Here is a 14,299-nt window from a genome sequence, read left to right as displayed (position 1 = left end):
CTTTATTAATGACCTATCTTTTTGTTTTATTTATAATACTGGTTTTGTTATACCCTATTCTTTTTCTTATCCAGATTTTCAGTATGCGGAATGAAAAGAGGGATAAAAAAATGACAAAGCTACTACTATTATTTGTCCTATATGTCTTGACTATCATTTCAATTTTTGCTTTATATACGATTCATAGCTCTCATGCGATACCCGCTACGATTGACAATAAGCCTAACCAAAGCGAAATTGTAAATGAAGAAAAATCAGAAATTCCATATACTGGTTTCATAGTATTAAAAAACACATACAATCAACAAAATGAATTAACAATCTATAATTTAGATCAGTCAAAATGGAAGTCATTTTATTTTGATGATAAGTTTAAATATGATGATATTGATCCCTATGCTATTAAACCAGAAAATACGCTGTTAGTATTTAAATGCTTGGGAAAAGAAAATGAATTCTATAAAGTAATTGTAAATGAGAATAAAAATACCATAAAATACATAAAAGAATCGAATTTGAATTTTAAGTTTGAAACTATTGAAGTACATATATTGACTGTATTCTCAGTTGATTTTAATGAAAAAGAAAATCCATTACGATTAGCTCCAGATCAGAAGTCTCAACAATTCCCAAAGAATAAAGACAGCTTCTATTATCCTATTAAAATTGATGGTGATTGGCTGATGCTTGAAGATGATAATGCGGAAAAATTTTGGATAAAATGGTGTAATAATAAAGGTAAATTAATTTTAGAACTATACTATGATGCATAATAAAAAGATGAACAAATGAATGGGTTTTTAAAGAGAGTACCAGTTAGTGAATAAAAAAGGCTATTACTTTTACAGTAACAGCCTTTTTTATTTTCGGGCAGTAATAATCACAAAATCACGCTCAATCTTAGATTCCATATTATTGATTAATTCTTCTGTTTCATTTGTAATATTCTGTATTGAAAATGAAGCGCTTTTAAGCAAATTAGTTGCTTTCTCAATAGTATATAATTGAAATCCATATTGCGTAAAAGGTAATTTCTCCATGGAATGCTGTTGTACAAAAGCCAGATTAAATAATCCATCTGTTTTAAGGATACGGTATATTTCAGCGATGTATTCCGTTGGATTTCCCCAGAAATAAACAGTATTTACCGTAAAAACCCGATCAAATGATTCTTCTTTAAAATTAAGATGTAATCCATCTGTCAACAGAAAGGTAGCGGTTCCAGTTTGTATCTGTTCCGCATTAATTCTGGAAGCTTCATCAACCATCGTTTTTGAAATATCAATTCCGGTATAATGTAGATTATGGGCTTTATTCAATAACTGTGCAAGATGACTTCCATTACCCGGGCCAATTTCCAGAATCTGTTGATTACTAGCAATGGATAATGTCTCAATGGCTCTATGCGTCATGTTTCCATTCGCAGTGTCCATACGTTCCCCTGTTTTTATTCCATTTTCGCCGTCCGGACAACTCAGTTGACGGGCTATTTCTTTTAATTCAGTTTCACTAAATTTATGTTGCATACGATTATCATTTAAATGGTTTAATCAATGATTAATGAGGTCATCGAAATAGAACCCATTACGGTTTTATCATTGAAAAAAGTGGTTTTCTCATGGTCACCCTTTAAACCTAAGGTGTAGAGTAAAGGTAAGTAATGTTCGGGTGTTGGAATCGATAATTCAAAAGCTTTTCCCATTGTTTGATAATTAATCAATTGCTTGTGATTATTATCCAAGATTAATTCTTTCATTTTCTCATTGGCTTCTATAGCCCAATCATAACCACCATCTGTATTTTTCCAATCCAATCGTCTTAGATTGTGAACGATATTTCCACTACCAATAATTAATACACCTTTATGGCGTAAAGCAGTCAATTCTTGTGCTAATTCATAATGGTATTGTGGATTTTGATAATAATCCAAACTCATTTGAATTACTGGAACATCAGCGTTGGGATATAAGTGTTTAATTACACTCCATGCTCCATGATCCAATCCCCATTTATCATCCAGTTCCACATTGGTTTTCGTAATAATTTGCTGTGTTTCTTTTGCTAAATCAGGAGAACCAGGAGCAGGATATTCTACGGCAAATAAAGCCTCAGGAAATCCACCAAAATCATGTATTGTTTGCGGTTTTTCCATTGCTGTAACAAAAGTACCTTTGGTTTCCCAATGCGCTGAGATACATACTATAGCGTTGGGCTTAGGAAGTGATTTTCCTATTGCATTCCAATTGCGGGTAAATTCATTCTCTTCAATAGCATTCATTGGACTACCATGACCTAAAAATAATACCGGCATTTTTGTGGTATTAGAAAAAGAAGCAGTCATTTTATTTAATTCATTCAGTTTCATAGTCTTTGTAATTAAGGGGAGCAGAGCTACCACTTTTAAAAAATCGAGTCTATTCATGATACAAAATAATATAAAGGGATTTTATCAAAATGATAGCCTCCCTTTATTTTTATTGAGCAATTCCTACTTGTTTCATAAAGGCCATATTATCCCAGAACAAATATTCTTCAATCATTTTTCCATCTTTCCATTTCCCTACAGTACACATAGGCAATTTGAATTTCTTTCCTGTAGGCGGTATGAATTTCCCGTTTCCAATGGGCATTGGTTTTGTAAAAGTTCCTTCCATTTCACCAATGACAGATGTCCAGTCACCACTTCCAAATTTTACAGGATGTGATGTTATTTTTGTATCAGGCGCAAAAACAAATTGAGGTTTTAATTCATCAATATGTGTCCCAATTTCTTTGGTTTGATGACCATCAGGATAAGTAACCAAAATGTTATCAGCATGGCTAATATGGAGTTGATCCCACTTCGCATTACTGTATATATCAAAATCCAAAGAGTCGAATCGGATGAGTCGCATTTCAGTTAATGCTTTTTCATCATTGAATTTTTTCAGTTGATTTTCTAAGGAATCTACCTTAGCCTCTAGTTTTGAAGTGTCTACATGTTCTATTTTTGTATTACAACTTACAGTTGAAAATAATAAAACTAAAAGTAGTGTACTCAGAATTCCAATGTGAAGTGATCTTTTTTTCATTTTTTTTCATTTTAAAGGTTAAATTGAACTAAAAAATTATACTACAAAGATGCAATTGTTTCAAAGCTATTGGGTTACACTTTTAGGAAGAAGTGTTGCACTTTTATGCAAAAAGCGGTTGGATTTGGGCTTTAAATTGGGTAGGGGTAAGACCTGTTTTTTTGGTGAAAACTCTAGTGAAATATGATTTTTCCTGATAGCCTAATTCAAACCCTATTTCGGAAATAGACTTGTCACTATGGAGTAGTAGCTGTCTGGCTTCAATTAACTTACGGGTTTCAATGATTTCAGAAACACTTTTATTAAATACGTTTTGACAAATTAAATTCAGGTTTCGTAATGAAGTATTCAACTTGTCTGCATAGAAATGTACATCAACCGTTCGTTTGTAATTGTCTTCTACTATTTTTAAAAAATTATTAAAAGTGATCAATTGCGAAGAGTGAGGATTGTCTATAATTAATTTTCGTCCCTCTTCTTCCAGTTTCGACAATACTGCTTCCAATAGTTTTTTGATCATGGTAATATTGATAATAGGCTGTTTGTATTCATCCAGCATAATCTCACAAAGGGTTTCAATTTTGAGTAAACATTCGTCAGATTGAATTGGATAATTGATACTGTCTAGAAAATTAGAATAGAAATGAAATTTACTTTCAGGAATGAATTCTGTCTTATAACGTATTCCCCAACCACGAGTGGCTTCTGTGGGTAAAAAGTGATGTATTTTGCCTTGGGCAACATAAATTACAGTAGGAGCAGTGATAGTCTCTTTATTTAGATCGATAAAATGATCGGGTGATCCTTCAGCTACGATAATGAGTTCTTCATAATCATGACGATGTGGCTTTGACGGCGTGTTAATTGCTTTCAATGCCGATTCTTCGGTGAACTTATATATAAAGAAAGGTTGTTCCATTTGAGGCGGAATTTTGACATCCATTGGTCCCCTTAAAAGTACTATTTTTATATGAAATGAAGCAAAAAAAATCCCAATCGGTTAGAATTGGGATCAAATATAATAAGATTCAGAATATTACCTCAAGCTTGGATATTCTCCTGGATTTACTTCATGCATAATCGAATATACTTTTTCGTAGATGTCTTCAATAGAAGGTTTAGAGAAATAATCTCCATCAGTTCCATAAGCAGGGCGGTGGTCATTAGCAGACATAGCCTCTGGTTTACTATCCAAATGTTTGTAAGCATTTTGCTTATCTACAATTTGTTGTAAAATATAAGCAGAAGCACCTCCTTGTACATCCTCATCGATTACTAATAAACGATTGGTTTTTGCAATACTCTTAACAATATCTTGATTGACATCGAATGGTAATAAAGACTGAACATCGATGATTTCACAATCAATACCTACTTCCATTAATTCTTTGGCAGCTTGCTCTACTAAACGTAGCGTTGAACCATAAGATACTAATGTAATGTCTTTACCTTTTTTCAACGTTTCTACAACACCGATTGGAGTTTTGAAAGCACCAATATTATTAGGCATTTTCTCTTTTAATCGGTAACCGTTTAAGCATTCGATTACTAAAGCTGGTTCATCTGTTTCTAATAAAGTATTGTAGAAACCAGCTGCTTTAGTCATATTTCTTGGTACTAAAACGTGTATACCTCTAATAGCATTGATGATCATTCCCATTGGCGAACCTGAGTGCCAGATTCCTTCTAGTCTATGACCACGTGTTCTTACGATTAGCGGTGCTTTCTGTTTCCCTTTTGTTCTATATTGTAATGTAGCCAAGTCATCACTCATGATTTGAATAGCATACAATAAATAGTCTAAATATTGAATTTCTGCAATAGGACGTAAACCTCTCATTGCCATTCCAATTCCTTGACCTAATATAGTAGCTTCACGGATTCCAACATCGGCAACACGTAATTCTCCATATTTTTCTTGTAATCCTTCTAATCCTTGATTTACGTCACCAATATTTCCTGAATCTTCTCCGAAGATTAAGGTCTCAGGATGGTTTGCAAAAATAGCATCAAAATTATCACGGATAATTAATCGACCATCAACATCTTCAGCATTATCATCATAGGTTGGTAAAACTTCAGCTACAGAAAATACATTTTTACCTGATTCAGAATATAAATGTGAGCTAAATTTTGGTTGAATTTTATCAGTATAATTATTAATCCAAGCAGCTAATTCACTTCTTCCATCTTCTTTTACAATAAGACGTAATACTTTACGAGCGGCTACAAGGATATCTTTACGAATAGGTTCTTTAATAGCAGCTAAGTCAGCAGCATATTTTGCAATAAATACTTTATTGTTACTAGTGGCAGCAATTTTTTCTAATAAAGCTACAATTTCTTGTTGCTCTGCTTTTAATGGTGTTACAAATGCACTCCATGCTGCTTTTTTACCTTCTAATACTTCTTTTTTAGTGATTGCATCAATTTCATCCAATGCTTCAACTGTAGCAATATTATTGGTAATCATCCAGTTTCTCATCTGAAGTAAACAGTCAAAATCTGCTTCCCATGCTAAACGGTCAGCATTTTTATAACGTTCGTGAGATCCAGAAGTTGAATGCCCTTGTGGTTGAGTCAATTGATTCACGTGTACTAATACTGGTACATGTTCTTCACGTGCTATTTTAGCGGCTTTTTCATACGCTGCAATTAAAGCGGGATAATTCCAACCTTCTACACGAATGATTTCAAAACCTTTATTTTCTTCATCACGCTGAAACCCTTTTAAGATTTCCGAAATGTTTTCTTTTGTAGTTTGATGTCTTGCATGTACAGAAATACCATATTCATCATCCCAAACACTCATTACCATTGGTACTTGTAAAACACCAGCAGCATTAATGGTTTCGAAGAATAATCCCTCAGATGTACTGGCGTTACCAATAGTTCCCCAAGCAATTTCATTACCATTGATAGAGAAATTAGTTTTGTTCTCTATTCCAGTAACATTTCTGTATATTTTTGAAGCTTGTGCTAAACCTAATAAACGAGGCATTTGCCCTCCAGTAGGAGAGATATCAGAACTTGAATTTTTTTGTACAGTTAGATTTTTCCATGACCCGTCAGGATTCAAACTGTGTGTTGCAAAATGCCCACCCATTTGTCTTCCTGCCGACATTGGATCGTGCTCGATATCGGCATGACCATATAAACCTGCAAAAAATTGTTCAATATTCATTTGACCAATAGCCATCATAAACGTCTGGTCACGGTAATATCCTGAGCGGAAATCACCATTTTTAAAAGCTTTGGCCATTGCCAATTGAGGTACTTCTTTACCATCACCAAAGATACCAAACTTCGCTTTCCCAGTTAAAACTTCTTTGCGCCCTAAAAGACTACATTCTCTACTAGTAATTGCAATTTTATAGTCATTCAGTACTTCAGTTTTGAAATCTTCAAAAGAAAGTGTTTGCGTTGTGGCTGTATTTGTCATAATGAAATATCTAGTGTATGCCACAAATTTAATTAAAACAATGAAATAATACAAAAAAGACAATAATTAATAATTTAATTATTGTCAATCAAATTATAATCTGAGGTATAATGATTGATAGATTGTCATTATTACTGGGGCTATACTGTTATATGTGTAAAAAAAAGGAAGTATTTTTTTTGAAGTTTTAGTGATTGAATATACTAAAAATCTACTGTATTATGCAAATTGTGTATTGTTTTTTTAGTATTTTTTTATTTTTATCACTTTTAAAGCCATTTTCTGGTAAAGAGATTTATTAATGTTTTTGGACTTATAGTTACAATAAATCGAATTCTTTCATTGTAATTCGGTTGAGCTATTTCCCACCCATTATTCGAATAAATAGGAAAATATAATTCGAAATAATCCGTAACGAGATTAAGACGAATACCACTATCATACACAAATTTTGGACGATCAAATTTATTCTTCAATGTTCCAACATCTCCATATAATTCTACCCAATTCCAGATATTAAAACTACCATTTGCAGTTACAATCCATTGGTTAGCATACGGTGTGTCCAATTTCGATTTGAAACCACCATCGGCTATGATTAACTGTTGACTGAACAATCCAGTGCTTTCAGATCGACCATAATAGTTATAATCAAATAAATAATCGGTAGGACGATCCAATGCAAAGCTGAAAAAATCTGAATTTGTACTTCGATACATAAAAGATCCTGCAAATAATCTAAAGTTTACTTGTCGGTTATTTTCAAATAATTTTCGGTATTCTATCTCAGCAGATATTTTTCCAAAGGCATTTGCGATTTGTAAATCCGTGGTTAGATTAAAGTGCTTGGTAACTTCGGTTGCAGTATTGGAGTATCGGGCATTGAATACGCTATAATCTTCATTTTTAGAGTCCACAGAGAAAGTTGTAGCATCACGAATTACTGATACATAACGTACTTGTATCAGTTGTTTCTTATTATCTCGGAAATTATTCTCTCTAATTCGGAATTGTACCATTGGATTAAACTTCAAATAGGTAGCATCTGGAGCATAATGGAAATAAGACGTTCCTAACGAATAACGTATGTTGTATAATCCTCCTTCACGAATGTATTGATTGTACAATAAATTAATATTACCCGTAATCGAACTCGTTTTGGTTGAGTAAGTAGGGGCAATATCAAATTGGAAGGGTTTATCCAAAATAGATTTGTTGTGTAATCGTATTCCAGGTGAAACGCCATCATAAAGATTATAACCAATTACAGGTACGTAAAAAACCTGATTGTAGTAAGGATCTTCTAAGTCCTTCAAGAAATTAAACTTTAAGGGACGATTATTGAAGATGAAACCACGTAGAGATTTCCAGTTGTTTCTTAAGTTGTATTCTGGAACTTCTTTATTATAATTGATTACTACTTTATCCGCATCATGTCTTTCTACGGTGAAGGTGCTATCCTTTTTGATGTTTTCAAACCATTTTTTAAATACAATAGAATCATTCTTTACACCATATAATGAAATAGGTACTGTGGTTTCAGTATTATTTCGAAGTGTCACCGTAATACTATCCTTTGTTTTGGATATTTTACCAAATTTATAATCAATAATATTTCGTGTATTAATGATTTCGTCAAAAAACCAACGGATGTCTTTATCGGTATTATTCTTTAATATACTTTCAAAATCAACTCGAGTGGCATGTTGTTCTAAGTTGTAGCCATAGAATTCCTGAATACTGTTTTTTACAATATCATGCTCTAAATATTTGTCCAAGTAATTCAAGCTTAATCCAGCTCTATATTTCCCCGCTATTTGCTCATTGAATTTTATAAAAGTATTCTTTGGATCGCCAATAGGTTGGTCAAGATTTTTACGAGCCATCAACATATAGAGGTAGCTGTATTGTTCGTTAAAACCTATGCTTGTGAGCATATAACCTTTCAAAAGTTTGAACTTGGATACATTCCCCATCATTTTACTATCAGGATAATATTCGTTTATATACTTCATCATCGTATAGACCTGAATACCATCATAAATCCAATTGTCTTTTCTTGGGTTAAGGTGTAAGCTGTTTTTGAGATAATTATTTAAATAAGTCTTTAAAAACTGTACTTCGTACAAGTATTCATCTGAGAAAGGACTGATGAATGCAGGTAATTGGTTCAATCCGTAAAATGGATTTCGATCATAATCTACTTGTGAAATAATGATTTTTTCGTTGGGATAGTGGCCAATGTTTTGATTGACAAAACGAACTACCTTGTCAATAATCATTGCCTTTTGAATCTCGTTAATTCGGTTGTCTTTGAGATTCGTTTCTACTTCAAGAATATCATTTTTATACTTTGAAAAAGTAGATTTTGGTTCTAAGATTAAACCAATATCATTCCTGTTTTTGCCGGTAAGTTCATAAACTTGCTTTCCCTCTTCATCAATTGTTTTTCCATTGAAATTTAAATCCGTGGTCAGTTCCAGATGCTGAGGGAGTTTGAGTGTGACAGTAAAGTTGGAAATTGCATTGGCAATATCATCCAAATTTTCGTTGCTGTACTGTAAGAATTTATGATCCTCATAGATGGCAGGAGTAAGGAACCAGTTTTTAAGAAAAAGTGTTCCATTGTCACTGTAGCCATATTTTGTGAAACGACTGTGTGGTAGCTTAACAGTATAAACAACTGTAATAGTAAATTGATGTCCCGGATAAATAGGGTTTTTCAATTGTACCTGTACTAAATCAGGATGCTTTTCGGGTCTTTTCCAGTTTAAATTGAGATTGTTCTGGTCAATCACAGCAAATAGCGCTGTATTACCACGTTCTTCATTTTTAGCCAAATGAAAAGAGCGTGAAAATTCATCAGAGAAACGTCGAGCGAGTGGGGTGTTTTTTTCGGAATAAGAATTATTCCAATCATTCAGCAAAATTTGATTTAATGTATCTTTTGTCTCATTATTGTACGTTATTTTTTGTACAACCTGTGCTAATTTCAATTCATCATTTATCGTTACTTTCAGCTCAGAATGATGTTGTCCATACTGTTTTACTGAGAAAAGTAAGATGACTAAATAGAAAGTAATTTTAAAGAGTAATTTCAATTATTTTGCAATGAATTTTATAGGATTAAGACTTAATTTCTACCCTAATATAATAATTTCTATTGGAAATAGAACCATTTAGGAGTTTAAGTACTAAAACTATTTTTTCTGTAGTTTATTGTTTAAAATGAGAATCTTAAGAAATGGATTTCGTAAGAATAAAATTATAAGGAATTAATAAAAAAAGCTGCATAAAGCAGCTTTTTAATTAGAAATTTGGACTCAAATTATATTTTTTATAGAAACTATCTAAAGCGTCTAAAACTTCGTCTTCCGTGTCTACAATTTTGATTAAATCTAAATCGTGTGCACTAACGTTATTGTATTTTCCTAATAAGGTAGTTTTTATCCATTCCATCAACCCACTCCAGAAATCACTTCCGACAAGGATGATTGGAAATTTACCAATTTTTTTCGTTTGGATTAATGTTATTGCTTCAAACAATTCATCTAAAGTTCCAAACCCTCCAGGCATAACTACAAATCCTTGTGAGTATTTTACAAACATTACCTTACGAACGAAGAAATAATCAAACTGTAAGTTTTTATCTCTGTCGATATAAGGGTTATAATGTTGTTCAAAAGGTAATTCAATATTTAAACCTACAGAAGTTCCTCCTCCAAAATGGGCACCTTTATTACCGGCTTCCATAATTCCGGGACCACCACCTGTAATGACACCGTAGCCTCCTTTTGTGATTTTATAAGCAATTTTCTCTGCTAATAGATAATATTTATCGTCTGGTTTTGTTCTTGCAGAACCAAAGATAGAAACACAAGGACCGATACGTCCCATGTTCTCAAAGCCATTTACAAATTCCGACATGATTTTGAAAATTGCCCAAGAATCATTGGTTCTGATTTCATTCCATGTTTTTTGGTTGAATTGTGCTTTTATTCTTTCGTCTTCTGATTCAAATTCTTTTACACTCATTTTCTGCGTTTATTATTTAACAAATACTAACTTAATTCTTTTTTAAGAAATTGAGCCGTATAACTCTTTTTATTTTTTATTATTTCTTCAGGGGTTCCTTTACACACTACCTGTCCACCATTTTTTCCACCTTCATAACCAATGTCAATAATGTAATCGGCTAGCTTGATTACATCCATATTATGTTCGATTATCAATACCGTATTACCTTTATTGACCAACGTATCTATAACGCCCATTAATACACGAATATCTTCAAAATGTAATCCTGTTGTAGGCTCATCTAAAATATAGAAGGTATTTCCTGTATCTTTCTTAGAGAGTTCAGTCGCTAATTTGATACGTTGCGCTTCTCCTCCAGATAAAGTAGTACTTTGTTGTCCTAATGTAATATAACCCAAACCTACATCTTGAATTGTTTTTACCTTACGGTAAATTTTAGGAATGTTTTCAAAGAAAGGAACAGCTTCATCAACTGTCATATTCAATATGTCAGAAATGGATTTTCCTTTGTAACGAATTTCCAATGTTTCTCGGTTGAAACGTTTTCCTTGACAAGTTTCACATTCGACATATACATCCGGTAAGAAATTCATTTCAATTACACGCACACCAGAACCTTCACAGGTTTCACAACGCCCACCTTTTACATTAAAACTAAATCTTCCCGGCTTGTATCCACGAATCATAGCTTCGGAAGTTTGTGTAAATAAACTTCTAATCTCTGAGAATACATCAGTATATGTAGCTGGATTAGATCGTGGTGTTCTTCCAATTGGCGATTGATCAATATCGATAACTTTATCGATGTGTTCTAATCCTTCAATTTTTTTATACGGTTGTGGTTTTTTTACAGCATTGAAAAAATGAGCATTCAGAATAGGGTAGAGCGTTTCATTGATTAATGTTGACTTTCCACTTCCTGATACTCCAGTAACACAAATCAATTTCCCTAAAGGAAGCTCAATACTTACATTCTTCAGATTGTTTCCTGTTGCTCCTGTTAATTTTAAGCTCTTTCCATTGCCTTCTCTTCTTTTTGCAGGGACAGCAATAGTTCTTTCATTGTTTAGATAAGATGCTGTTAGAGTATGTTCTTTCAGCATTTCAGCTGGAGTACCTTTACTCACAATCTCACCACCAAATCGTCCTGCTGCGGGTCCAATATCAATTACATAATCGGCACGAAGGATCATGTCTTTATCGTGTTCCACCACAAGGACAGAATTCCCTATATCGCGTAATTGCTCTAACGAATGAATTAATTTTTCATTATCCCTTTGATGTAAACCAATACTTGGCTCATCCAATATGTATAATACACCAACCAATTGAGATCCAATTTGAGTCGCCAAACGAATACGTTGTGCTTCTCCACCAGATAATGATTTAGAACTACGGCTTAAAGCCAAATAATTTAATCCTACATCAAGAAGAAATCCTAAACGGGATTTAATCTCCTTGATAATTTCACTAGCAATGATTTTCTGTTTTTCAGAAAGATGTTCGTTCAATCCTTCGAAGAATTTACTTAATTCTGAAATATCCATTTGAGACAGTTCAGCAATATTCTGATCGTTTATTTTGAAATAAAGTGATTCTTTTTTCAAACGTGTGCCATGACATTCTGGACAATTCACTTCGTCCATAAAATCTTTTGCCCAACGCTTAATAGTTGTAGATTCACTTTCATTAAATTGATTCTTGATGAAATTTGAAACTCCTTCAAAATCAATTTTATAATCACGTGCGATTCCTAATGTTTTGGATTCTACAACAAATTTTTCTTTACCACCATTTAGAATCATCTCCATTGCCTCGGCAGGAATATCTTCAATAGGGTCTGTTAATTTGAAATTGTATTTTTCACCAATGGTTTCCAATTGTTTGAAAATCCATGTGCTTTTATATTCCCCTAACGGGATGAACCCACCACTTTTTATGGAAAGTTTTGGATTGGGAATGATCTTTTTAAGATTAATTTCATGTACTGTACCTAAACCATTACAATGATCACAAGCTCCCTTTGGAGAGTTGAACGAAAAATTATTAGGTTCTGGATTTGGATAAGAAATACCAGAAGTGGGACACATTAAATTTCTACTGAAATAACGTACTTCATTACTATCTTGGTCCAGTATCATCAAAACATTATCACCATGATGCATGGCTGTGTTGATACTATCATTTAATCGTTTGTCATGATCTGGATTATCTTCGATAACCATACGATCAATAACAATTTCGATATCGTGGGTTTTATAACGGTCTAATTTGAATCCACTTTCAATATCTTTGATTTCACCATCGACACGAACTTTTACAAACCCTTGTTTTGAGATTTGTTCAAATAATTCGCGGTAATGTCCTTTACGTGAACGAACAACAGGTGCAAGAATATTAATGCGTTTGCCTACAAAATCCTCAAAAATTAAAGATTTGATTTGTTCATCACTATAACTCACCATTTTTTCTCCCGTATTGTAACTGAATGCTTCACCAGCACGAGCATACAATAGACGTAAAAAATCGTAGATTTCAGTAATTGTACCAACGGTTGATCGAGGGCTCTTACTGGTTGTTTTTTGTTCGATGGCAATAACAGGAGACAAACCATCAATTTTGTCCACATCTGGACGCTCCAAGCCACCTAAGAACTGACGTGCATAGGCAGAGAATGTTTCTACATAACGACGTTGTCCTTCAGCATATATGGTATCGAAAGCAAGGGATGATTTTCCGCTACCGGAAAGTCCGGTAATCACCACTAATTTTTCTCGTGGAATGGTTATATCTATATTCTTTAGATTGTGTACTCGCGCACCCAATACTTCTATAGTATCATCTGATTTTATCATAAACTATTGAGCAAAAAACAAAGGTAATACTTTGGTTTGGTCTTTTTAACATACCCGATTGAAGATTTTGTTAAAAGTTATTGTGTTAAAAAAATGAATTATCAGTTTTAAAAAAGGAGCATTAATTGTTAAATTATGTTAACAAAAAATTAACTATCCGTATAAAGTGTTATTTATCGATTAAAAATGTAATTAATCTATTTTTATGCATTTAATACATTAAAAATTATGGTTTTAACGTAAAATGTTTAAAAAAAACTTCCGTATGGCAATAGTGAATATGTTTTTCATAATGATAAAAAAATAGTAGTTTTGCTTTTTGTTTCATTTTTAGTGTTAAATTTTTCAATAAATAATTATTGGGAAATTACTAGTAATGAAATCATTTGTATAGCAACTTAATTCTTATGACGATGAAAAATATTTTATGGATACTATTGATTATACCTTGTATACTTTCTGCGCAAGGTGTAAAGAAAGGTAGTGTAACTCCATCTGCAGGAGTACTGCGTTTTCACTATGATGATGCAGGTAATCAAATTGAACGTTTATTCCATCTGCCTATTAGTGATGAAATAAATTCTAGAATTTCAAATGATACAATTCCATTTGTTTCAGAAGATTTTGTAGAATTTTTCCCAGGAGATTTGTTGTCTTATTATCCCAATCCAGTAGTAGAAGAACTCTATCTAAAATGGATACCTGTTGATGAAAATGTAGTGACATCTATTGTGCTACATTCTTTAAATGGACAACTCTTAAAAGAATATCAAAATTTAGAGGGAACTACCCGATATACAATACCATTTCAACAATACCCACGTGGAGTATATAATCTATTGTTATTGTATGTGAATGGCCAACAGAAATCAATTAAAATTATTAAAGAATAA

Annotated in this window: 10 protein-coding genes; 2 read left to right on the top strand and 8 right to left on the bottom strand. The window is 32.8% G+C overall.

Annotated elements, in window-relative coordinates:
• The first annotated feature begins 110 nt into the window (after positions 1-110).
• Positions 111-773: a hypothetical protein gene (locus tag P6733_RS05840; protein WP_306350888.1), complete on the top strand. Its 663-nt coding sequence runs from the start codon at positions 111-113 to the stop codon at positions 771-773.
• A gap of 87 nt (positions 774-860) precedes the next feature.
• On the opposite strand, the gene P6733_RS05835 is transcribed toward P6733_RS05840, so the two are convergent.
• The 8 genes from P6733_RS05835 to uvrA all read right to left on the bottom strand — a co-directional run bounded on the left by P6733_RS05835 (position 861) and on the right by uvrA (position 13,406).
• Positions 861-1,526 (bottom strand): class I SAM-dependent methyltransferase, encoded by a 666-nt coding sequence (locus tag P6733_RS05835; RefSeq protein WP_306350886.1) that lies wholly within the window; start codon positions 1,524-1,526, stop codon positions 861-863.
• 20 nt (positions 1,527-1,546) lie between these two features.
• Positions 1,547-2,365 (bottom strand): 4,5-DOPA-extradiol-dioxygenase, encoded by an 819-nt coding sequence (ygiD, locus tag P6733_RS05830; protein WP_306350884.1) that lies wholly within the window; start codon positions 2,363-2,365, stop codon positions 1,547-1,549.
• Between the two features lie 109 nt (positions 2,366-2,474).
• On the bottom strand, positions 2,475-3,071 hold the full coding sequence (locus P6733_RS05825; protein ID WP_306350882.1) for an ester cyclase: 597 nt from the start codon (positions 3,069-3,071) through the stop codon (positions 2,475-2,477).
• A gap of 103 nt (positions 3,072-3,174) precedes the next feature.
• Positions 3,175-4,014 (bottom strand): helix-turn-helix domain-containing protein, encoded by an 840-nt coding sequence (locus P6733_RS05820; RefSeq protein WP_306350880.1) that lies wholly within the window; start codon positions 4,012-4,014, stop codon positions 3,175-3,177.
• Between the two features lie 93 nt (positions 4,015-4,107).
• The gene (locus tag P6733_RS05815; RefSeq protein WP_306350878.1) at positions 4,108-6,513 is read right to left on the bottom strand and encodes an alpha-ketoacid dehydrogenase subunit alpha/beta; all 2,406 of its coding nucleotides are present in this window, start codon (positions 6,511-6,513) and stop codon (positions 4,108-4,110) included.
• Between the two features lie 269 nt (positions 6,514-6,782).
• Entirely contained in the window at positions 6,783-9,614 is a 2,832-nt protein-coding gene (locus tag P6733_RS05810) for a gluzincin family metallopeptidase (RefSeq protein WP_306350875.1), read from the bottom strand.
• Between the two features lie 208 nt (positions 9,615-9,822).
• The gene (locus P6733_RS05805; RefSeq protein WP_306350873.1) at positions 9,823-10,548 is read right to left on the bottom strand and encodes an LOG family protein; all 726 of its coding nucleotides are present in this window, start codon (positions 10,546-10,548) and stop codon (positions 9,823-9,825) included.
• A 26-nt stretch (positions 10,549-10,574) separates the two neighbouring features.
• Entirely contained in the window at positions 10,575-13,406 is a 2,832-nt protein-coding gene (uvrA, locus tag P6733_RS05800) for an excinuclease ABC subunit UvrA (RefSeq protein ID WP_306350871.1), read from the bottom strand.
• Between the two features lie 413 nt (positions 13,407-13,819).
• Between uvrA and P6733_RS05795 the strand changes: the two genes are divergently transcribed.
• On the top strand, positions 13,820-14,299 hold the full coding sequence (locus tag P6733_RS05795; RefSeq protein ID WP_306350869.1) for a T9SS type A sorting domain-containing protein: 480 nt from the start codon (positions 13,820-13,822) through the stop codon (positions 14,297-14,299).

The sequence above is a fragment of the Flavobacterium aerium genome (genome assembly GCF_030766725.1).
Classification (GTDB): domain Bacteria; phylum Bacteroidota; class Bacteroidia; order Flavobacteriales; family Flavobacteriaceae; genus Flavobacterium; species Flavobacterium aerium.
This window is presented reverse-complemented; position numbering and strand designations above follow the sequence as displayed.